This window comes from Janthinobacterium fluminis (assembly GCF_028595325.1).
GTDB lineage: Bacteria > Pseudomonadota > Gammaproteobacteria > Burkholderiales > Burkholderiaceae_D > Janthinobacterium > Janthinobacterium fluminis.
This window is the reverse complement of the sequence record NZ_JAQQXR010000010.1, coordinates 64,471-85,073: the sequence shown is the minus strand read 5'-3', so window position 1 is coordinate 85,073 and position 20,603 is coordinate 64,471. Positions and strand designations below refer to the sequence as shown.

The window sequence follows — 20,603 nt, the reverse complement described above, 5'->3', positions numbered from 1 at the left end:
CGCCGGCGCCCTAGGCCGCCAGCGACGAGGGGCCGTGCAGCAGTCCGTGCAGGCGGAAGCCTTCGCGGATGTTCTCGCGCAGCACGGCGCCCTTCCACGGCTTGGTGTAGAAGCGGTCGACGGCGCCGCGGTTGATCGCCGCCATGATCGGCGTCAGGTCGGCGTAGGCCGACAGCATGATGCGGAAGGTGTCCGGGCACAGGTTCTTGACCCGCTCCATGAACTCGGTGCCGCTCATCAAGGGCATGCACTGGTCGCACAGGATCACCTGGACGCGGTGCCGCGCCAGGATGTCGAAACCCTCGGCGGCCGTCTGCGCCGTCAGGATGCGGTAGCCGTCCTGCGCCAGGAAGTCGCTGAGCACGTCGAGCATGAAAGCGTCGTCGTCGACGATGAGCAAAGTCTGCTGGTCCTGCGGCCCCTCGTCGATGGGCTGCTGCAGCGCCTTGCCGCTCTGCAGCATCTGCTCGAACTCGTCCTCGGCCACCGGCCGGCTGAAGTAGTAGCCCTGCATTTCGTCGCAGCCGTGGCGCCGCAGATAGGCCAGTTGCGCATCCTTTTCCACCCCCTCGGCGATCACGTGCAGCTTCATGCTGTGCGCCATCTTGATAATCGCCAGCACGATGGCGGCATCGTCCGGGTTGCTGGTGACCTCGCGCACGAAAGCCATGTCGATCTTCAGCTTGTCGATCGGGAAGCGCTTCAGGTAGGCCAGGCTGGAATAGCCGGTGCCGAAGTCGTCGATGGAAATCTGGATGCCCAGGGCCTTCAGGTTGCGCAGCACGTTGATGGTTTCCTCGGCGTTCGACATCAGCGAACTCTCCGTCAACTCCAGCTCCAGCAGCTCGGGCGCGATGTCGTAGCGCTTGATCGCCTTCAACACCTCCTCTTCCAGGCCGCCGACGAAGAACTGGATGCCCGACACGTTCACCGACAGGTGCACGGCGCCCGTCTTGCTGCTGCCCCACTGGCTGATCTTCTTGCACGCCTCGTTCAGCACCCAGGTGCCGACGCGCACGATCAAGCCCGTCTCCTCCAGTATCGGAATGAACAGCGCCGGCGACACCATGCCGTGGCCGGGCCGGCGCCAGCGGATCAGCGCCTCGGCGCCGCTGATGCGGCCCGTGGCGATGTGCACCTTGGGCTGGAAGAACAGCACGAACTCCTCGTTCTCGATGGCGCGCCGCAGCGCGTTCTCCAGGTCCAGGCGGGCCAGCGACTGGGCGTTCATCTCGGCCGTGAAGAAGCGGAAGGCGTCGCGCCCGGCCTCCTTGGCGCGGTACATGGCCGTGTCGGCGTACTGGATCAGCGTGTCGGCGTCCAGGCCGTCGTCCGGATACACGGAGATGCCGATGCTGGCCGTGACGGTCACCTCGTGGCCTTTCAGGTCGAAGGGCCGGCGCATCGCCTCGCGGATCTTGTCGACGACGGCGATGGCGTTCTGCGCCCCCTCGGGCAGGATCAGGATCGCGGCGAACTCGTCGCCGCCGAAGCGGCCGATGGTGTCGCGCACCCGCAGGCAGTCGACCAGGCGGCTGGAGAACTGCCGCAGCAGCTCGTCGCCTATGGTGTGGCCGAGCGTGTCGTTGACGTTCTTGAAGCGGTCGACGTCGAGGAACAGCACGGCCACCGACCAGCCGTGTTCGGCCGCCTGGCCCAGCGAGTGCGCCAGCGAGTCGTAGAACTGGGTGCGGTTCGGCAGCCCCGTCAGGGTGTCGAAATGGGCCAGCTTGAGCAGGCGCTGCTGCGCCTCCTTGCGCTCGGTGATGTCGCGCGCCACCGCCACCAGTATCCAGCTCTGGCCGGAGCGCAGCGTGCGGCGCTGCACCTCGACCGACAGGGCGCTGCCGTCCTTGCACTGCAGGAGCAGCTCGGCCATCGCGCCGGTCTGGTCGCCGGCCAGCAGTTTCACGTACAGGTCTTCCAGGTTGCTGTCGGTGGCGTGGCCGGCGCGGCCCGGCCCGACCTTGAGGAAGTCCTCGCGCTCGTAGCCGAGCATGCGGCAGGCCGTCAGGTTGACGTCGACGAAGCACATGCCGGCGCGGTCGACGAGGAAAATCGCGTCGGCGGTGGCGTCCATCGCCAGGCGGAAGCGGCGCAGGTCTTCGTCGAGGCGGATGCGAGCCGACATGTCCAGCGTCAGTTGGGCGTGGTGGCGCTTGATTTCCTCGTACAGCAGCAGATTGTCGTAGGCCACCGAGATTTGCGCGGCGACGGTGGCGGCGACGCGCTCGTCGACCTCGCTGAATTCGCTGGCGCCGAGCTTGTCGACGAGATACAACCAGCCGTGCACGCGCTCGCGCGAGGCGATCGCCACGCCGAGGAAGGAATGCACCGGCGGGTGGGTGGCCGGCAGGCCGAGCTTGGCGGGGTCGCCGCCGAGGTCGTTGACGCGGCAGGGCTGGCGCTGCTCCAGCACGCGGCTCAGGATGCCGGCGCGCGGCGTGGCCGCGATCAGGCTGGCCTGCTGCTCGTTGCCGCAGGAGGCGAAGTAGCTCAAGGCCTCGGCCTCGTCCTCCAGCACGCCGATGCAGGCGTACTTCGAGACGCAGATGTTCTGCGCCACGCGGCAGCCGATTTCGATCAGCGCCAGCGGGTCGCGCTCGGCGCCCAGCTCGATGCCCAGCTCGATCAGGGCGGTCAGGCGCAGGCTGACGGCCTGCAGGCTGGACAGGGAACGCGACAAGCGCTCCGTCATCAGCGCCAGGTGCTCGTCGGCCGGCTCCGGCCCCTCGCCCTGCTTGGCGAACTTGGTGATCAGCTGGCTGCTCGACTCCAGCTCGACCAGGTATTCGTTGACCTTGTTGTCGATGCCGCGGAAATGCCCGGCCGCCGGCGGCGCCGGCGCGAACTCCGGCATGCTGCGCGGCTCCGTCTCCTGGGCCAGGCCGAGCGCCTCGTGCACGGTGCGCAGAATCACGTCGGGGTCGGACGGCTTCGGCAGCACCCAGCGCACGCCGCAGGCTTGCGCCAGCACGTTGGCCTCGCGCTCGCGGTAGGTGGCGGTGTAGAAAATGATCGGCACGTCGGCCGTCTGCGGGTCCTCGTGCATGCGCGTGACGAACTCGTAGCCGTCCATATTCGGCATCAGAATGTCGGAAATGACCAGGTCGGGGCGCTCGCTGCGCACCATTTTCAAGCCCTCGGCGCCGTTCGCCGCCTCCAGCAGGCGGTGGCCGCCGTAACCCAGCAGCGCCATGAGGAACTCGCGGTTCAGCACATGGTCGTCGACGATGAGGATGGTGGCAATGTCGCTTTTAACCGGCGCCGACAGCGCCCCCGGCAAAAACGCTTCCAATTGCGCCACGAAGGCGTCCGGTTCGATCGGCTTGCCGATGTAGCCGTCGAAGCCGGCCTCCAGCAGGCGCTCGCGGTCGCCCAGCATGGCCAGCGCCGTCACGGCCAGCGTCGGGATCGTGCTGGTGGCCGGGTCCGCCTTGAGGGCGGCGACGACGCCGTAACCGTCCAGCTTGGGCAGGTGGACGTCGCAGATGATCAGCTCCGGCAGCTCGCGCCGCGCCACCTTGACGCCCTCCTCGCCGTCATAGGCCACCAGCGGCGCGTAGCCGAACGCGCGCAACAGGTAGACCATCAATTCCATGTTGGTGGCGTTGTCTTCAATGATAAGGATGCGTGCCGGCACTATAGCGCTCCCGTTAAAAATTGCACCCGCGTTGCGCGGCGGTGGCGCGGGCGGCCTTGCGCCTGCCCCTGTCTGCGCAGCCTGCCGCCGAAAATGCGCGCCTCGGCTCTTGGCCATTCGCCCGGCCGCCGCGCGGCCGGGACGCACCATCCGATCGTTGCATATAGATAACCATACAGCAAGCAATCCCCAACAAATTCACCAAAAGTCACACGGCGGCCGGGGCGGCCGCGGCGCGCTTGCGATGAAATCCGTCGTGTGATGCCAGATTACTATTCAGTCTACCGGCAGAATGGGGCACTGTCACCAGAGTTGGCTTGAGGCATGGCAACTTTGAGTTCAAAAACAGACACTTCAGTTGAGTCCGTGTGCGCGCGGCGCCGCGGCGGCGTCCGGCGCGGCCGATGCCTGGGCGATTTCCTCGAGCACGCAGGCGAGAATGGCCGGGTGGCGCCCCAGCGCGACATGGCCGATGGCGCCGAACGGGCGGTTGTTCGCGCCCGCCAGGCAGGCCGATGTTTGCGGTGCGACAATGTTGTCATGGTGCGAAAAGATCGACGTGAACAAGGCCCGCCTGGCCATGTCCTCGCCGGCGTCGAGCGCGCCCAGCCAGTCGCTGCCGCGGCGCATCTGGCGCGCGTTCAGGCCGGCGCCGAAATGCGCCAGCGCCGTGCCATTGTGCGGCGTGCCCAGCGTGATGACGCGCGCCACGCGCGCCTCGCCGTCGCTGCGCAGATAGGCGCGCGCCACCAGGCCGCCCATGCTGTGGCAGACCAGGATCACTTGCGCGCTGCCGCTGGCGGCGCACAGCGCGGCGATGGCGCGGCGCAGCAGGGGCGCGTAGTCGTCGATGCCGGCGCCGAGCGGCTCCAGGTCGACGGCGGCGTGGCTGATGCCGGCCCGCCGCAGGCGCCGGCTCAGCGGCGCCCAATAACCGCGGTTGCAGACGTAGCCGTGCACCAGCAGCACCGGCAAGCCGGCGCCGCCGCGCCCGGCAAAGGTGTCCAGGCGCGGCCAGGCCATGCTCCAGGACGAGGACAGCAGCGTCGCGACGAACTCGCCGGCGAACAGGCGGAGGCGCGCCGCCGGCGACGGCCGGTACGGCGCCGGTGTGACGCTGCGGCAACGCCAACTGAGCAAAAAATTGTTCGCCGTGATCAGCAGGCGCAGCGCCAGCAGCGCCGCCACGGCCAGCGCCAGCCCCGCGCCGGCCGGCAGCGCCGGCCAGACCTTGAGCAGGGCCAGCCACAGCCCCGCCAGCAGCAGCAATTGCAGCGCCAGCAGCAGCTTGAGGATGCGCGCGATCACCGTCCGCCCTCCTTCAGGCCGGCGCCGGCCGCGCCGCCAGGGCCTGCGCCAGCCCGCTGGCCAGGCGCGCCGCGACGGCGTAGATCGACAGTTGCGGATTGGCGCCTATCGACGTGGGGAACAGCGAGCCGTCGTGCACGGACAGGTTGGCGACGCCGTGGTAGCGGCCGTCGGCGCCCGTCACGCCCAGGCGCGTGTCGTCCGACAGCGCGCAGCCGCCCATCACGTGGGCCGACACGACGCGCGTCAGCAGCGCCTTGTACGGCAGCGCGGCGATGCCCTTGCGCGCCTCGGCCCAGGTGGTGTAGCCGCGTGCCATCTCGTGGACCGGATAGACGCTCTGCGCGCCGGCGGCGAACTGGATCTCCGCCATCGACAGCAGCGCCCGGCGCACGCCGTCCCAGATGAAGCCCGAGATCGGGTAGTCGAGCACGGCCGCGCCGCCGGCGCCCAGCGCCACGCTGCCGCCGGGCGCCTCGGCGTGGAAGCCGTCGCGCAGCAGCGCCAGCAGCGCGTGCGTGTGGGCGAACTGGCGCATCATCGCCGCGTGCTCGTTGCCGAAGCCGGCCATCGTCGTCGACAGCAGCAGCGGGTGCAGCGGCGGCGCCTCCAGCTTGTAGCCGATCGGCCCGTCGATGGCCTGGGTCTGCAGGAAATGGTCGGAATAGATCGTCTGCGGCGCGCCGGCGTAGCCGTCGACGCGCTGCTCGAACAGCCCGGCCGAAATCACGGTCGGGTGCAGGAAGGTGCGCTTGCCCAGCAGGCCGTGCGGATCGGGCGCCAGCGAGCGCATCAGCAGCGCCGGCGAGTTGATGGCGCCGCCGGCGACGACGAAGTGGCGCGCCCGCAGCGTCAGGCGGCGCCCGGACGGCGCCAGACCGCCGGCGTCCAGCGCCATGCACAGCAAGCGCTCGACCTTGTCGCCCTTGAAAAAGAAGCGCTCGGCGCGCGTGCGCGTCAGCAGCGTGGCGCCGTGCGCCAGCGCGGCCGGGATCGTCGTCACCAGCATCGACTGCTTGGCGTTGGTCGGGCACCCCATGCCGCAGTAACCGAGGTTCCAGCAACCCTTGACGTTGCGCCGGATCGCCGCCACCGGAATATTCAGCCGCTCGGCGCCGCGCCGCAGCAAATCATTGTTTTCATTCGGCGGCGCGGTCCAGGCGCCGACGCTCAGGCGCCGCTCCATCATCTCGAACCACGGTGCCATCGCCTCGGCCGAATAGCCCTTCAGGCCGAAATGCTTGCCCCAATAGGCCAGCGTGCCTTCCGGCGTGCGGAAGCTCGACGTCCAGTTCACCGTCGTCGAGCCGCCCACGGTGCGGCCCTGCAAAATATTGATCGCCTTGTCCTTGGTCTTGCGCGCCGCCGACTCCTGGTACAGGGCCGGATAGGCGTCCGCCTCGCGCATCTTGAAGTGGCGCGAGGACTTCAGCGCGCCCTCCTCGACGATGATGACCTTCAGGCCGGCCGCGCTGAGTATCTCGGCCGTCACGCCGCCGCCGGCGCCGCTGCCGATCACCACGACGTCGGCCTCGAAGACGCGGTCGCCCTCCAGCGTGCTGGCGTCGAGCACCCGCCAGCCCGCCGCCAGCCCGGCCTCGATCGGATCGGGAATGCCCCCCGCCGCCTGCGCTGCGCTAGATGAATTCATTGCTGCTTCCTCAAATAATAAGATGCCGGCGCTCAGCCCAGTTCCTTGAGCGGGCCGGGATAGCCGATCGCCTGCCAGTTCCGCGGGTCGGCGTACCAGCAGCCGACGATCAGGTCATGCAGGGCGTGGTAAGCCGTTTGCAGCATGGCGAAGCGGTGCGTGCGCCAGCTTTGCAGGAAGGCGCCGACCTGGTCCGGGCTGGCCTCGTCCCAGCCGCTGGAGACGCCGGCGACGAAGCGCCGCGCCGGCGCCAGCGCCAGCAGGCCGAACAGATCCCCCACCTCCTTCTGCGTCGCCAGCGGCAGGCCGAGTATGGCCTGCTGCACCTGCTCGCAGACGGCGGCGACGGCGGCCGCGCGCGCCGCCGCCTCGCCGGGCACGGCCTGGCCCAGCATCACCGGGGCGATCGCCGCCAGCGCCGCCGCGGCCGCGCCGTCGAGCACGAAGCGGCCGGGCAAGGCCGGTCCGCGCAGCAGACGGTAGAGCGCGCCGCCGCCCGCCAGCGCCACCGCGCCGACGACGCCAACCTTGAGAAACGCCCTGCGCGAAGTCTGCATGTCTGTCATTCCATATTATATTTTTATCCAGGGGTCCAGTGTACGCCAAGCCCCGGGCGCAAAAATAGAGCGTCCAGTCTAGTCATATCTGGTAAAAGTGCGGCATGAGAAAAGAAGACCTCGTCAAGACACTGGAGCAGCAATTGCGCGCCGTCAAAGCCGAGCGCCAGGCGGCCAAGCGCGAACCGGCCCTGCTGGCGGCGCGCACGGCGCTCAAGCAATTCCAGTCGGCGCGCCTGGCGCACAGCCACGCCGACCTGCTGGCGGCGCCCAACAGCCGCGCCGCCGCGCTGTTCTTCCTCGACGAGCTGTACGGCGCGGCGGACCTGAGCCAGCGCGACGCCGACCTCGAACGCATCGTCCCGACGATGCAGCGGGTGCTGCCGCTGCACGCGCTGCGGGCCATCACCGAGGCGATCGTGCTCGACGCGCTGTCCGAGCGCCTCGACACGGCGATGGCGCGGGCGCTGGGCGAGCGCTTCAGCGAGCGCGACTATATCGACGCCTACCGCACGACCACCTTACACGCGGACCGCGACAGCCAGTTGACGCTGGTCAAAGCGCTCGGCGATTCCCTGTGCGAGCTGGTGCGCCTGCCCTTCCTGTCGGCGACGCTGGGCCTGATGCGCGGCCCGGCCCGGCTGGCGGGGCTGGGCGACCTGCAGCGCTTCCTGGAGAACGGCTTCAACGCCTTCAAGCACATGCGGGGGCCCGAGGTATTCGTCGCCAGCATCGTCGGGCGCGAACGCCGCATGCTGGACAATATATACGGCGGACGGCCGCGGCCGTTCGAGGTGGGGGATTAGGGCTTGGCCTTCGCCAGGATTTGCCGGGCGATGCCGCGCAGGATGTTGACCTCCTCCGTCTCGAGCTGGGTGCGCGCGAACAGGCGCTTCAGCCGCGGCATCAGCTTCTTCGGATTGTCGGCGTCGAGGAAGTCGATGGCCACCAGCGCCCGCTCCAGATGGGCGTACATGCCCTCGATCTGGTCCAGCCCGGCGGCCTGGCCGTGGAAACCGATGGCGCTGGCGCCCTGGGCGTCGCCCAGCGCGGCCACCCGGCACTCATAGGCCAGCACCTGGGCCGCCTGCGACAAGTTCAGCGAGGAATAGTCGGGATTGGCTGGAATATTGATCAACACATTGCACGCCTCGACGATCTGGTTCGGCAAACCGAAGCGTTCGTTGCCAAAAATTAAAGCCGCGTTCAAGCCGGCGTCGCCGGCCAACTGCCCCGCCAGGGCGCGCGGCGCCAGCACGGGCGGCGAAAACTCGCGCAGCCGGGCCGACACGGCGGCGGCGAAGTTGCAGCCCTCCAGCGCCTCGGCCATCGAGCCGACGATGCGCGCGCCGGCCAGGATGTCCTGGGCGCCGCTGGCGAAGGCGACCGCCTCGGCGTCTTGCAGCGCGTCGGGAAAGCGCGGCTCGACCAGCACCAGATCGGTGAAGCCCATCGTTTTCATGGCCCGCGCGACGGCGCCGATATTGCCCGGGCGGCTGGTCTGGACCAGGATAAATCGCAGGCGTTTGAAAAGAGACGTGTTGATTTCGGGCAGGTTCATTTAAAATAGCGCTATTGCGCGGTATCGATGCAGGAAAATTCCGGTCAGCGGCAGGGCGAAACGCCCGTGCCAGGGCGGGATTTTAACCATTTCGGCACCGCTCCGCTCTTTAATTCATTCTTGTACTCTCACGCGCTGCGGGCCGGAAACGTCCCGCTGGGCGTGAGCGTTCTTTTACCGGAAGCTCATATGCACCCAATGCTCAACACGGCGATCAAAGCCGCCCGTCGCGGCGCGACCGTCATCAACCGCGCCTCTTTCGATCTCGACCGCGTCGTCGTTACCGAAAAACAACACAACGATTTCGTCACCGACATCGACCAGGCCGCCGAACAAGCCATCATCGAGGTGCTCTCCAAGGCCTACCCCGATCACGCCATCCTGGCCGAGGAGTCCGGAGCTTCCGCCAACACCCACGACGAGAATGAATACCAGTGGATCATCGATCCGCTCGACGGCACCACCAACTTCATCCACGGCTTCCCGCAATACTGCATCTCGATCGCCCTGGCCCACCGCGGCGTCGTCACCCAGGCCGTCATCTACGATCCGGTGCGCAACGACCTGTTCACGGCCACCAAGGGCGCCGGCGCCTACCTGAACGACAAGCGCATCCGCGTCACCAAGCTCGACCGCATGTCCAAGGCCCTACTGGGCAACGGCTACGTGGCCGGCAGCCCGCGCGCCCTCGACGAATACCTGAAAATGTACCAGATCATGGGCGAGCGCGCCCAGGGCGTGCGGCGCGCCGGCTCGGCCGCGCTGGACCTGGCCTACGTCGCCTGCGGCCGCCTCGACGGCTTCTACGAAAAAGGCTTGAAACCGTGGGACATCGCGGCGGGCGCGCTGATGATCACGGAATCGGGCGGCATCGTCGGCGAATTCAACGGCGAATCGGACTACCTGTACAAGGGCGACGTGATCGCCGCCAGCCCGAAAATCTTCGGCCAGATGGTCGCGCTGCTGGCGCCGTTCGCCTAAGCGAGCGGCAAGCTGGGGACAGACCACGATTTCCCGGGCAAGAATTGCCCGGAAATCGTGGCCTGTCCCCTTTTTTTGCCCGTTGCCAGTTTGAAACAATTCACGCCGCCATGCGCAAGGCTGTTATACTGGCTGCGTGCGGCACATATGACCAGTCCCCTTGCCGCTGTCTTCTGACCCTAATCTGATTGCCTGCGACTGGCGCCCCATGCGGCGACAGGCCGATCTCACAATAAAGTTACCATGTCCTTTTCCTCTCTCGGTTTGTCCGACGCCATCGTCCGTGCCGTTACCGAACACGGTTACACCGTACCGACCCCGATTCAGACCCAAGCGATCCCGGCAGTGCTGGGCGGCGGCGATTTGCTGGCCGGCGCGCAAACGGGCACCGGCAAGACGGCCGGCTTCACGCTGCCCATCCTGCACCGCCTGTCGACGGACGCCAACGGCGCCGCGCTCGTCAGCAACACCTCGACCCGCGCCATCCGCGCGCTGATCCTCACCCCCACCCGCGAACTGGCGGCCCAGGTCGAGGAAAGCGTGCGCGTCTACGGCAAGTACACGAAGCTGAACTCGGCCGTGATCTTCGGCGGCGTCGGCATCAACCCGCAAATCAAACAGCTCAAGCACGGCGTCGACATCCTCGTCGCCACGCCGGGCCGCCTGCTCGACCACATGGGCCAGGGCACCGTCGACCTGTCGAAGATCGAAATCCTGATCCTCGACGAAGCCGACCGCATGCTCGACATGGGCTTTATCCGCGACATCAAGAAAGTGCTGGCCGTGCTGCCGCCGAAACGCCAGAACCTGCTGTTCTCGGCCACCTTCTCGGAAGAGATCAAGGCCCTGGCCGACGGCTTGCTGAACAAGCCGGCGATGATCGAAGTGGCGCGCCGCAACTCGACCGTCGAAGTCATCGCGCAAAAAATCCATCCGGTCGACCGCGACAAGAAGCACCCGATGCTGTCGTATCTGATCAAGAGCAACAACTGGACCCAGGTGCTGGTCTTCACCCGCACCAAGCACGGCGCCAACAAGCTCGTCGAGCAACTGGGCGCGGACGGCATCGGCGCGCTGGCCATCCACGGCAACAAGAGCCAGTCGGCGCGCACCCGCGCCCTGTCCGAATTCAAGGACGGCACGCTGCAAGTGCTGGTGGCCACCGACATTGCCGCGCGCGGCATCGACATCGACCAGTTGCCGCACGTCGTCAACTACGACTTGCCGAACATTCCTGAAGACTATGTGCACCGCATCGGCCGTACCGGCCGCGCCGGCGCCACCGGCGAAGCCGTGTCCCTGGTCTGCGTCGACGAGCACGAAATGCTCAAGGACATAGAGAAGCTCATCAAGCAGACGCTGCCGCGCCAAGTCCTGCCCGGCTTCGAGCCTGACCTGAACGCCCGCGCCCAGCCTGTGCAACTGCGCAGCGGCACCGGCGGCCACCGCAACGCCCGTCCGGCGGGCACCGTGGTGCGCGTCAAGGCGGCCGGCGGCGGCGCCAAACCGCGCAGCGGTGGCGGCGGTGGCGGCGGTGGCGGCGGCAACGGCGGCGGCGCCGGCCGCAGCAGCGCGCCGCGCTCGGCGGCCAACCACCGCTCCGGCGGCCGCGGCCGCTAAGCCGGCAAGCCGGCGACAGCGAACCGCTGGGGACGGACCTCGATTGACGGGAAATATTTCTCGGCAATCCAGGTCCGTCCCCGGCGGTTTTTTTTCGTCCAAGACAACGCCACCCCAGCCGCCATGCCCAAATTCGCCGCCAACCTGTCCATGCTGTTCACCGAGCTGGACTTCCTCGACCGTTTCGCCGCCGCCCGCCAGGCCGGCTTCGACGCCGTCGAGTTCCTCTTCCCCTACGCCTATGCGGCGGAGCAGATCGCCGCGCGCCTGCGCCAGCACCGCCTGAGCTTGGTACTGCACAATCTGCCGCCCGGCGACTGGGCCGCCGGCGAGCGCGGCCTCGCCTGCGACCCGCTGCGCGGCGCCGAGTTCCGCGCCGGCGTGGAATTGGCGCTGACGTATGCGCGCGCCCTGGGCGTGCGGCAATTGCACTGCATGGCCGGCATCACGCCGCCGCACGCCACGCCGGAACAGGCGCGCCTGGCCTTCATCGGTAATCTGCGCGTCGCCGCCGACCTGTGCCGGCCGCACGGCATCGACGTGCTGATCGAACCGATCAACACCTACGACATCCCCGGCTATTTCCTCTCGCATAGCCGGCAGGCGGCCGCCATCATCGCCGACTGCGCGCGGACCAACATCTTCCTGCAATTCGACATGTATCACATGCAGCGCATGGAAGGCGAACTGAGCGACACCATCCGCGCCCTGCTACCCCTGATACGCCATATGCAACTGGCCGACACGCCGGGCCGCCACGAGCCGGGCAGCGGCGAAATCGATTACCGCCAGCTGTTCGCCCTGCTCGACGAGCTCGGTTACGACGGCCACGTCGGCTGCGAATACCACCCGCGGGCGGGCACCGTCGCCGGCCTGGGCTGGCGCGCCGCGCTGGGCGTCTGAGCGGCGCCGCCCCTTGTGTTAGCGCAAAACACCGCGCCCAGCCCGGCGCAACAATAAGCTTTCCGAGGGTCGCCCAGACATCGCCGAAAGCACGTATGACACTCCTGCACCGCATCGCCGCGCTGGCACTGGTTCTGACTGTGGGCGGCTGCGCCACCGCCACGACGGCGCGGCTGCGCGAAGTGCGCGAATTCGCCGCCGAGTCCGCCAAGCTGGATGCCTTCGCCGCGCTGACCACGCGCTATTGCGCCACCTACCAGCGCGAAAAACCCTATCTGTCGGCCGCCGCCGACAGCCGCGAACGCGCGCTCGACGCCCGCCGCCGCACCGCCTGCCCCGATTTCCTCAAGGTGCAGCAGGCCGTCGTGCTGTATATGCAAACGCTGGGCCGGCTGGCCGGCGCCGAGCAGCAGGACGTCGGCGCCCCCATCAAGGAAGCGGGCGCCGGCATCCAGGCCTGGCCCGACAGCGGCCTCGACGAACGCCACGTCGACGCCTACACGGCGCTCGGCCGGCTGCTCGCCCAGACCCTGACGAGTAGCTACCGGGACAAGGCCGCGCAGGAAATGCTGCGCGACGGCGACGCCCCCGTGCGCAGCCTGCTGGAAGCCATGGCCGCGCTGCTGCGCCATTACGACAAGAGCAACGCCAACGAACAAGGCATCGTGCTCGGCCTGTTCGAGGTGGAAATCGCCTTCGCCGACGCGCCCCGCGACCGCCTGCTGGCGACGCTGGCCAGGGCGCACCACCAGCACAAGGCGGCCGAGTACGCGCTCGCCGCGCGGCGCCACAGCCTGGCGGAACAGCACCTGGCCGCCATCGCCGAGGGGCAACGCGCGCTGCTCGCCTACCTGGCGCAGCAGCCGGACGCGGCGCCGCCCGGCGCCAGCCTCGGCATCCGCGCCAGCCGCGTGGCGCTCGACACCTCCACGTACTGAGGACCCAGCAAGGAGAGCCGCATGTCCCAGCAAGACAGGAAAGATCCGGCGCTGGCCGACGCCAGCCAGGTCGAGCAACTGGCCGACAGCCTGTCGGCCGCCGCCGACGCGCTGCACGCGCGCGTGATGCTGGCGACCCGCCAGCGTCCGCTGGGCGGCAAGGCGCCGGCCGGCCTGGAAATGGCGCTCAGCCAGGCCGAGGCGCAAAGCATGTTCGACGCCGAGGTCAGCCTGCGCCAGCGCGCCAACGAGCTCTACCTCGACGCCGGCGGCTATGCGCTGCGGGGGCTGGGCGCGTCGCAGCGCAGCGTGATCGAACTGACCGAGGCGGCCCGGCAAAAAATCGCCAAGATCGGCAAATTGAAAGACTTGCTCGCCCTCGGCGCCGACCTGCTGGCGCTGGCCGGCGCCGTCGTCGCCGGCAAGGCCGACGGCGTGGTCGACGCATTGGAACAGATGCGCAGCCACATCGCCGACTTGAAGAAGGACAGGGTCGAGCCGGCCAACTGACACGGCGCAGCCCGGCCGAAGCCGCGCGGGCGACATCGTGAGCTGGCTCAATCGAATCCCTTCAAGTACCTCAAGCCGGCGGCGCCCCGCTCCGCTACCATCGGGGGGATAAGCACATCCGGGCGGAGCGGCGATGAACGGACTGGACGCGGCACAAATTTCTCGGCTACAAACCCTGCTGGCGCGGCGCAGGGACGCCCTGCTGCGCCAGCTGGAGGACGACGTCGCCAGCGCCGGCCTGGGCGCCGACGCGGCCAGCGAAATCGAGGCTTCGCCGGCCGACAACGCCAGCCTGCGCACGCTCAACCAGCTGGTCAGCGAAGCGGGCGAATTGAAGGCCGCGCAGCTGCGCACCGTCAAGCACGCACTGGCCAAGTTCGCCGACGGCAGTTACGGCCTGTGCGAGTATTGCGGCGAGCACATCGGCATATCGCGGCTGGACGCCCGCCCCGAGGCGCGCTTGTGCATCGCCTGCCAGACGCGCATGGAAAAGGCCGGCAGGCCAGGCCCTTGAGGGTGGCAGGGCCGGAAGCTGCGCGGGACGGCTCAGCTCATGTGCTGGCCGCCGTTGATGGCGATGTTCGCCCCCGTCACGAAGGCCGCCTCGTCCGATGTCAGATACGCCACCAGCGCGGCCACCTCGTCCGGCTCGCCGAGGCGCCCGACCGGAATCTGCGGCAGGATTTTGCCGGCCATGATCTCGCCCGGCACCTTGGTCACCATCGGCGTGCGCAAATAACCGGGCGACACGGTGTTGACGGTGATGCCGTGGCGCGCCAGCTCCAGCGCCAGCGACTTCGTGAAGCCGTGCACGCCGGCCTTCGCGGCCGAATAATTGCATTGTCCGAAAGCGCCCTTCTGGCCATTGACGGAGGAAATATTGATGATACGTCCCCATTTCTGCGCCAGCATCGGCTCCAACACCTGCTTGCTCACGTTGAAGACGCTGTCGAGGTTGGTGCGCAGCACGGCCGTCCAATCCTCCGGCTTCAGGTTGCGCATGCTCTGGTCGCGCGTGATGCCGGCGTTGTTGATCAGCACGTCGATGCGCCCCATTTCGGCCAGCAACTTCTGCATCATCCATTCGCATTCCGCATAGTCGGCCACGTCGACCTTGTAAGCGCTGAAACGGAAACCGTCGTCCTTTTGCGCCTCGATCCAGTGCTGGGCCCGTTCATTGCCCGGCGAATAGCTCGCCGCCACCCGATAACCGGCCGTATACAATCTGCGGCAAATCGCCGTCCCCAAGCCGCCCATGCCGCCCGTCACCAATGCCACTTTCTTGTCGTTCATGTTCGCTCCCTTGCTGAAGATTGTCGTTTTTGCAATTGAAAATCTAGTCTAAGAGTTGCGTCCGCAGTCGATATTGTGGTACATCAAACGCGGCGCCGGCGGCCCCTTGTTGCGACACACATCGGCCGCGCGCAATTTCCGGTAAGATGAAGGGCGATTCGTACAAAAGGGGCGGACGATGGCCTATAAAACCGTGCTGGTGCATATCGACGACAGCGCCCGCGTCGGCGCGCGCATCGACGTCGCCGCCGCCATCGCCGGCAGCGAGGGCGGCCACCTGATCGGCGTGGCGCTGACGGGCGTGTCGCGCTTCCTCTACCAAAACATCACCAGCAGCGAGGAAGACCCGAACCTGGCCCTGCACCTGCGCTTTTTGCGCGAGCGCGCCGGCCACGCCCTGGCCGGCTTCGAGCGCCACATGGCGGCGCTGGGCGGCGCCGACTTCGAACAGCGCGTCGTCGACGATGAAGCCGGCGGCGGCATCAGCCTGCTGGCGCGCTACGCCGACCTGGTGGTCATCGGCCAGTTGAACCCGGCGCAGCCGTCGACGGCCGTGATGAACGATTTTCCCGCCTATGTCGTGATCCACGCCGGCCGGCCCGTGCTGGTCGTGCCCTACGCCGGCCCCGCGGTGGCGCCGCCGCGCCAGGTGCTGATCGCCTGGAACGCCAGCCGCGAGGCCAGCCGCGCCGTCAGCGCCGCACTGCCGCTGCTGCGGCGCGCGGCCGGCGTGCACATCGTCGTCCTCGACGCCGAGCAGAACGCCGTCGCCCACGGCCCCCACCCCGGCGCCGACATCGCCCTCTACCTGCGGCGCCACGGCGTCGCCAGCAACGTGGTGCTGCGCCAGTCGCCGCGCCACGGCGCGCTGCGCCGCTCCGGCGCCATCGGCGAAACCCTGCTGTCGCACGCGGCCGACGTCGCGGCCGACCTGCTGGTGATGGGCGCCTACGGCCACTCGCGCTTTCGTGAAACCATCCTCGGCGGCGTCACCCGCACGGTGCTGGAAAGCATGCCCCTGCCCGTGCTGATGGCCCATTAAAGGACAGCCCGCTAGGCCGTCTGCCACGGCTGGCTGCGGATCTTCGCCACCTGGCGTTGCGCCAGCCACGTCCACAACTGCAGCGCGTCCTGCTGGCTCAGCGCCGCCATCCGCTTCGGGCTGGCCAGCGCAATCTCGCAATCGCGGTCCGACCACTCCTCGAAGCGGACGTCGCCGCTGCCGCTGACCTCGACCTCGTACATCAGGCCGTCGTCATAGCCGAAGCGCAGCACGGCGGCGCGCGCGCCACCGTCGGCGCCGCGGTACACGTCCGCCAGCGCCGCCGCCAGTTGCGCCTCGGACGGCGCCGATACGTCGCGCCCGTCCACCCTGGTCAGAACCACCCATGCTTGTGTCATTGACGCGTCCCCCTATCAATACTCGTTAGCATTCTTCCGGCAGATGCACTCCGGGCAGCGGCACAATGGATCTGGCGTGGGCCGGTGGCAAGGTATCGTTTTATACTAACAAGATCATACCGAAAAAAAAGCCTTTAAAGTGGGCAATTTATTCGGCCTCAAAGGGGGCCGCAAGCGGCGGCCGCGCCGCTCAGCGCGCCGGCACGGGCACGCTGAGGGGGTCGAAATCGCCCCAGTCGCCGTCGACGATGGCACCTTCCGCCTGCTCGATGTTCGCGGCGCCCAGGTCGCGCAGCAAGGCCAGCGCCCGCGCCCGCTGCCGCGCATCGTCGGCCTGGACGGCCAGCAGCATGCCCGGCCGGCGCGGCGCCAGGCGGTTTTCATCGCCGCGCTCGGGCGCGCCCGCCTCCTTCATGCTGTGCAGGCTGTACAAGGAACCGACGTGGGCGCCCAGCAGCGCGCCCAGCACCGGCCCGACCGGCCCCGTGACGACGGCGCTGGCCGCGCCGAGGGCGGCGCCGACGACGCCGCCGGCCAGCACGCCCCGGCCAACGCCCTCCGGCGTCTCCTTGGCGCCCGGCGACCGCGCGCGGTCGCCGCCCAGCTCGTAGACGTCGTGCTGGCCGGGCTGGTTGACATAGAAGGCGCTGATGCGGCCCTCGGCGAAACCGGCCCGCGTCAGCGCGGCGCGCGCCGCCTCGACTTGCTCCTGCAATTCGAAATGTCCCGCAACAATGCTTGCCATACTGCCTCCCCCCTCAAGTAAGTGCTTCCAGCCTGCGCCTAAGGCCCCCGCCCTTCCGTACGCTGCCGCACACTCGGGGCGCGCGCAAAAAAAGTTCCGTGGCGACAGAAAATGCAATCTTTCGCCGTATAATAAATTCGCGCCATGACCGGCGCACCGACGTCGGCGCTGTAGAGATTCTCTGTAAAGATCCTCTGTAAAGATCCTCTGTAAAGATCGGATAGCTTGATGGACTCACACCAGAAGCAAGCCGCTGAAGCGCCTTTGGCCGCGCCGCGCCCGTCCGCCCAGGGTGCCGACCATGCCGGCCTGCTGGCCAGCTTCAAACAGGCGCCCGTCGGCATCGCCCACCTCGACCTCGACGGTTTCTTCCTGCACGCCAACGAGCGCATGTGCAAGCTGCTCGACTTCACCGAAGCCGAATTGATCGGCAAACATTTCACGCGGCGCATGGTGTCCGACGACGGCGCCGCCCTGCAGGGCGACACGGCCGCGCTGCTGGCCCAGCCCGGCGCCAACGCCAGGCGCGACGTGCGCCTGATCCGCCGCGGCGGCACGCTGAACTGGGCGCACATCTCCAGCTACTGCATCGGCGACGAGGCCGGCCGCCCCGCCTACCAGCTGTGGTGGGTCAGCGACCTGGAGCCGCGGCGCCAGTTGCAAGACATGCTGCAATTGTCGAACCGGGCGCTGGCGGCGGCCCTGAACGGCGTGCTGATCTGCGACGCCAGCCAAGCCTCGCTGCCCATCATGTACGCCAACCCGGCGTTCTGCCGCATCAGCGGCTACGAGCCGATCGACATCATGGGCCGCAACTGCCGCTTCCTGCAAAACGACGACCGCGAACAGCCCGGCATCGCCGCCGTGCGCCAGGCCCTCGACACGAGAAGCAGCGCCCGCGTGGTGCTGCGCAACTACCGCAAGGACGGCACGCTGTTCTGGAACGAGCTGCTGATCTCGCCCGTGCCCGACGAGCGCGGCGACATCACCCACTATATCGGCATCGTCAACGACGTCACCGCCCTCAAGCGCAACGAGGAGCAACTGGCCTTCCGCGCCGACCACGACGAGCTGACGGGCCTGCCCAAGGGCCCGCTGTTCCGCGCCAGCCTGGAGCAAGCCATCGCCGACGCGGCCGGCGGCGCCGGCAACGTCGCCGTGCTGTGCCTGGGCATCGACAACGTCGACCTCGTCAACGCCAGCCTGGGCCACGCGGCCGGCGACCAGTTGCTGCGCGACGCGGCCGCGCGCCTGCTCGGCGGCGTCGGCCCGGCCCGCACAGTGTCGCGCCACGGCAACGAATTCCTGATCGTCCTGGGCGCCGCCGGCGCCGCCGACATCGCCGCCGTCTGCGACACCCTGTTCGCCTGCCTGGGCAGCGCCTTCACGCTCGACGGCCACAGCATGCACGCCGTCTGCAGCATCGGCGTCGCGCTGCACCCGCAGGATGGCGCCGACGCCGCCACGCTGCTGCGCTACGCCGACATGGCGCTGGCGCGCGCCCGCGAAGAGGGCGGCGGCAAGGTCCAGTTCTTCGAGCCGGCGATGAACCAGCGCACCCAGGAACGCATCGCGCTGGAGGCGGCGCTGCGGCAAGCCATCGCCGGCGACGAGCTGCAACTGATGTACCAGCCGCTGGCCGACCTGCAGACCGGCCACATCGCCAGCCTGGAGGCCTTGGTGCGCTGGCAACACCCGACGCTGGGGCGCCTGTCGGCGCGCGACTTCATCCCGCTGGCCGAGGACAGCGGCTTGATCGGCGCGATCGGCGCCTGGGTGCTGCGGCGCGCCTGCCAGGACATGCGGGCCTGGCGCGAGGCCGGCCGCGACGGCATCAAGGTGGCCATCAACGTCACGCCGCACCAGTTCCGCGACCGCCAGCTGGCCGGCACGGTGGCCGCCGCGCTGAAGGAATTCGGCCTCGGCGCCGCCGCGCTGAGCCTGGAAATCACCGAGGCGGCCTTGCTCCAGGACACCCGCGCCAGCGACTACAGCCTGGCCCAGCTCAAGGCGCTGGGCGTCAGCGTGACGCTGGACGACTTCGGCACCGGCTACTCCTCGCTGAGCATCCTCAAGCAATTCCCCTTCGACCTGGTGAAGATAGACCGCGCCTTCATCAGCGACATCGTCACCGACATCGACGACGCCGCCCTGTCGAAGACCATCATCTCGATGGCGCACAACCTGGGCGTCCAGGTCGCCGCCGAGGGCGTCGAGACGGAGGCCCAGTGCGACTTCCTGCGGCGCAATATGTGCGACCTGATCCAGGGCTATTTCTTCGCCCCGCCGATGGCGCCGCACGACATCGACGCCCTGCTGGCCGAGCCGCGCCGCCTGCCCGCCCACCTGCTGCGCGTCCAGAAGCAAAAGCGCACCCTGCTGCTGGTCGACGACGAGCAAAACATCGTCGCCTCGCTGAAACGCCTGCTGCGCCGCGACGACTACCAGATCTTCACCGCCAACAGCGGCCAGGAGGGCCTGGACTTGCTGGCCCAGCAAGAGGTCGACGTCATCGTCTCCGACCAGCGCATGCCCGGCATGATAGGCGCCGACTTCCTGCGCGCGGCCAAGCAGTTGTATCCGGACACGATACGCATCATGCTCTCCGGCTACACCGAACTGCAATCGGTCACCGACGCCGTCAACGAGGGCGCCATCTATAAATTCCTCACCAAGCCCTGGGAGGACGAATTGCTGCGCGGCCACATCGCCGACGCCTTCCGCCTCAAGGAAATCTCCGACGAGAACGAGCGCCTGAACCTGGAAGTGCGCACCGCCAACCACGAGCTGGCCTCGGCCAACCGCAAAATGGAGGAGTTGCTGCGGCAAAAGCAGCAGCAGATCAGCCGCGACGAGATCAGCCTGAACATCGCCCGCGAACTGCTGCAATTCCTGCCCCTGCCCGTCATCGGCATGGACGACGACGGCATGATCGCCTTCATCAACGCGGCCGCCGAAACCCTGTTCCGCCGCGCCGGCGCCCTGCTCGGCAACGAGGCCAGCTGCGTCCTGCCGGACCTGTTCCCCGGCGGCGCCATGCCCACCGGCGCCGCCACCCACGTCGCCGAAATCGAGGGCGGCCAGTACACGATCGCCATCTACCCGATGGGCGCGACCTCGGCCTCGCGCGGCAGCCTGATCACGCTGAGCCGCTGCGAGTTCGCCCCATGAGCGCGGCCGGCCAACGCATCGCCCTCGACGACGCCCGCGCCGGCATGGTGCTCGCCGGCGACCTCGTCGACGCCCACGGCGGCGTGCTGCTGCCGGGCGGCGCCACGCTGACGGAGGCCAACCTGAACTCGCTGCGCCGCCGCGGCGTCGAAGCCTGCGACGTGGTCGGCGCCGCCGCCGAGGCGCCGGACCCGGCCGCGCTGGCGCTGCGCCGCACCCAGCAGCTGCAGCGCCTGCAGCGCCTGTTCCGCAAGCACGGCGACGACGAGGCCACGGCGATGCTGCTGCAACTGCTGACCACCTACCGCCAGAACGGATGAC

The 20,603-nt window shown here is 68.3% G+C and carries 18 protein-coding genes; 10 read left to right on the top strand and 8 right to left on the bottom strand.

The features are described 5' to 3' along the window. Positions 1-10: 10 nt before the first annotated feature. From OIK44_RS21185 to OIK44_RS21170, 4 genes are all read right to left on the bottom strand, one after another. The gene (locus OIK44_RS21185) at positions 11-3,643 is read right to left on the bottom strand and encodes an EAL domain-containing protein (RefSeq protein ID WP_273673700.1); all 3,633 of its coding nucleotides are present in this window, start codon (positions 3,641-3,643) and stop codon (positions 11-13) included. A gap of 354 nt (positions 3,644-3,997) precedes the next feature. Beyond that, a complete protein-coding gene (locus tag OIK44_RS21180) occupies positions 3,998-4,951 on the bottom strand; it encodes an esterase/lipase family protein (RefSeq protein ID WP_273673698.1) in 954 nt (317 codons plus the stop codon). 13 nt (positions 4,952-4,964) lie between these two features. Continuing rightward, complete coding sequence (locus OIK44_RS21175) at positions 4,965-6,602, bottom strand: GMC family oxidoreductase (protein WP_273673696.1); 1,638 nt, start codon at positions 6,600-6,602, stop codon at positions 4,965-4,967. Positions 6,603-6,634: 32 nt separating this feature from the next. Next, complete coding sequence (locus OIK44_RS21170) at positions 6,635-7,159, bottom strand: hypothetical protein (RefSeq protein WP_273673695.1); 525 nt, start codon at positions 7,157-7,159, stop codon at positions 6,635-6,637. Positions 7,160-7,263: 104 nt separating this feature from the next. On the opposite strand from OIK44_RS21170, the gene OIK44_RS21165 reads away from it, so the two are divergent. After that, positions 7,264-7,965: a DUF8198 family protein gene (locus OIK44_RS21165; RefSeq protein ID WP_273673694.1), complete on the top strand. Its 702-nt coding sequence runs from the start codon at positions 7,264-7,266 to the stop codon at positions 7,963-7,965. On the opposite strand, the gene OIK44_RS21160 is transcribed toward OIK44_RS21165, so the two are convergent. Next, a complete protein-coding gene (locus OIK44_RS21160; RefSeq protein ID WP_273673693.1) occupies positions 7,962-8,720 on the bottom strand; it encodes an RNA methyltransferase in 759 nt (252 codons plus the stop codon). The two genes, OIK44_RS21165 and OIK44_RS21160, sit on opposite strands and share 4 nt — an antisense overlap. Positions 8,721-8,918: 198 nt before the next feature. On the opposite strand from OIK44_RS21160, the gene OIK44_RS21155 reads away from it, so the two are divergent. From OIK44_RS21155 to OIK44_RS21130, 6 genes are all read left to right on the top strand, one after another. Continuing rightward, positions 8,919-9,701: an inositol monophosphatase family protein gene (locus OIK44_RS21155; protein ID WP_273673806.1), complete on the top strand. Its 783-nt coding sequence runs from the start codon at positions 8,919-8,921 to the stop codon at positions 9,699-9,701. A 243-nt stretch (positions 9,702-9,944) separates the two neighbouring features. Then, positions 9,945-11,321, top strand: a complete 1,377-nt coding sequence (locus OIK44_RS21150; RefSeq protein ID WP_273673692.1) for a DEAD/DEAH box helicase — start codon at positions 9,945-9,947, stop codon at positions 11,319-11,321. Positions 11,322-11,444: 123 nt separating this feature from the next. Beyond that, complete coding sequence (gene otnI, locus OIK44_RS21145; protein WP_273673690.1) at positions 11,445-12,224, top strand: 2-oxo-tetronate isomerase; 780 nt, start codon at positions 11,445-11,447, stop codon at positions 12,222-12,224. 95 nt (positions 12,225-12,319) lie between these two features. Beyond that, positions 12,320-13,162 (top strand): hypothetical protein, encoded by an 843-nt coding sequence (locus OIK44_RS21140; protein ID WP_273673687.1) that lies wholly within the window; start codon positions 12,320-12,322, stop codon positions 13,160-13,162. A 21-nt stretch (positions 13,163-13,183) separates the two neighbouring features. Next, complete coding sequence (locus OIK44_RS21135) at positions 13,184-13,672, top strand: hypothetical protein (RefSeq protein WP_273673684.1); 489 nt, start codon at positions 13,184-13,186, stop codon at positions 13,670-13,672. Between the two features lie 133 nt (positions 13,673-13,805). Beyond that, complete coding sequence (locus tag OIK44_RS21130; RefSeq protein WP_273673681.1) at positions 13,806-14,186, top strand: TraR/DksA family transcriptional regulator; 381 nt, start codon at positions 13,806-13,808, stop codon at positions 14,184-14,186. Between the two features lie 32 nt (positions 14,187-14,218). On the opposite strand, the gene phbB is transcribed toward OIK44_RS21130, so the two are convergent. After that, complete coding sequence (gene phbB, locus OIK44_RS21125; protein ID WP_273673679.1) at positions 14,219-14,965, bottom strand: acetoacetyl-CoA reductase; 747 nt, start codon at positions 14,963-14,965, stop codon at positions 14,219-14,221. A 178-nt stretch (positions 14,966-15,143) separates the two neighbouring features. On the opposite strand from phbB, the gene OIK44_RS21120 reads away from it, so the two are divergent. Further along, complete coding sequence (locus OIK44_RS21120; RefSeq protein ID WP_273673677.1) at positions 15,144-16,007, top strand: universal stress protein; 864 nt, start codon at positions 15,144-15,146, stop codon at positions 16,005-16,007. 11 nt (positions 16,008-16,018) lie between these two features. Here the strand turns inward: OIK44_RS21120 and OIK44_RS21115 are convergent, their stop codons facing one another. Further along, positions 16,019-16,366, bottom strand: coding sequence for a hypothetical protein (locus OIK44_RS21115; RefSeq protein WP_273673675.1), 348 nt, complete (start codon positions 16,364-16,366; stop codon positions 16,019-16,021). A 190-nt stretch (positions 16,367-16,556) separates the two neighbouring features. Continuing rightward, positions 16,557-17,111 (bottom strand): hypothetical protein, encoded by a 555-nt coding sequence (locus tag OIK44_RS21110; protein ID WP_273673674.1) that lies wholly within the window; start codon positions 17,109-17,111, stop codon positions 16,557-16,559. 228 nt (positions 17,112-17,339) lie between these two features. Between OIK44_RS21110 and OIK44_RS21105 the strand changes: the two genes are divergently transcribed. Together OIK44_RS21105 and OIK44_RS21100 are read left to right on the top strand one after the other, a co-directional pair. Then, on the top strand, positions 17,340-20,282 hold the full coding sequence (locus OIK44_RS21105) for an EAL domain-containing protein (RefSeq protein WP_273673673.1): 2,943 nt from the start codon (positions 17,340-17,342) through the stop codon (positions 20,280-20,282). Then, complete coding sequence (locus tag OIK44_RS21100) at positions 20,279-20,602, top strand: hypothetical protein (protein WP_273673671.1); 324 nt, start codon at positions 20,279-20,281, stop codon at positions 20,600-20,602. The genes OIK44_RS21105 and OIK44_RS21100 overlap by 4 nt, the downstream gene beginning before the upstream one ends. The last annotated feature ends 1 nt before the right edge of the window (position 20,603 follow it).

Bases quoted from the DNA above. Each gene is read 5' to 3' on its own strand.
- OIK44_RS21175 (WP_273673696.1), bottom strand. From the start codon at position 6,602: ATGAATTCATCTAGCGCAGCGCAGGCGGCGGGGGGCATTCCCGATCCG.
- OIK44_RS21170 (WP_273673695.1), bottom strand. From the start codon at position 7,159: ATGCAGACTTCGCGCAGGGCGTTTCTCAAGGTTGGCGTCGTCGGCGCG.
- OIK44_RS21165 (WP_273673694.1), top strand. From the start codon at position 7,264: ATGAGAAAAGAAGACCTCGTCAAGACACTGGAGCAGCAATTGCGCGCC.
- OIK44_RS21160 (WP_273673693.1), bottom strand. From the start codon at position 8,720: ATGAACCTGCCCGAAATCAACACGTCTCTTTTCAAACGCCTGCGATTT.
- OIK44_RS21155 (WP_273673806.1), top strand. From the start codon at position 8,919: ATGCTCAACACGGCGATCAAAGCCGCCCGTCGCGGCGCGACCGTCATC.
- OIK44_RS21150 (WP_273673692.1), top strand. From the start codon at position 9,945: ATGTCCTTTTCCTCTCTCGGTTTGTCCGACGCCATCGTCCGTGCCGTT.
- otnI (WP_273673690.1), top strand. From the start codon at position 11,445: ATGCCCAAATTCGCCGCCAACCTGTCCATGCTGTTCACCGAGCTGGAC.
- OIK44_RS21140 (WP_273673687.1), top strand. From the start codon at position 12,320: ATGACACTCCTGCACCGCATCGCCGCGCTGGCACTGGTTCTGACTGTG.
- OIK44_RS21135 (WP_273673684.1), top strand. From the start codon at position 13,184: ATGTCCCAGCAAGACAGGAAAGATCCGGCGCTGGCCGACGCCAGCCAG.
- OIK44_RS21130 (WP_273673681.1), top strand. From the start codon at position 13,806: ATGAACGGACTGGACGCGGCACAAATTTCTCGGCTACAAACCCTGCTG.
- phbB (WP_273673679.1), bottom strand. From the start codon at position 14,965: ATGAACGACAAGAAAGTGGCATTGGTGACGGGCGGCATGGGCGGCTTG.
- OIK44_RS21120 (WP_273673677.1), top strand. From the start codon at position 15,144: ATGGCCTATAAAACCGTGCTGGTGCATATCGACGACAGCGCCCGCGTC.
- OIK44_RS21115 (WP_273673675.1), bottom strand. From the start codon at position 16,366: ATGACACAAGCATGGGTGGTTCTGACCAGGGTGGACGGGCGCGACGTA.
- OIK44_RS21110 (WP_273673674.1), bottom strand. From the start codon at position 17,111: ATGGCAAGCATTGTTGCGGGACATTTCGAATTGCAGGAGCAAGTCGAG.
- OIK44_RS21105 (WP_273673673.1), top strand. From the start codon at position 17,340: ATGGACTCACACCAGAAGCAAGCCGCTGAAGCGCCTTTGGCCGCGCCG.
- OIK44_RS21100 (WP_273673671.1), top strand. From the start codon at position 20,279: ATGAGCGCGGCCGGCCAACGCATCGCCCTCGACGACGCCCGCGCCGGC.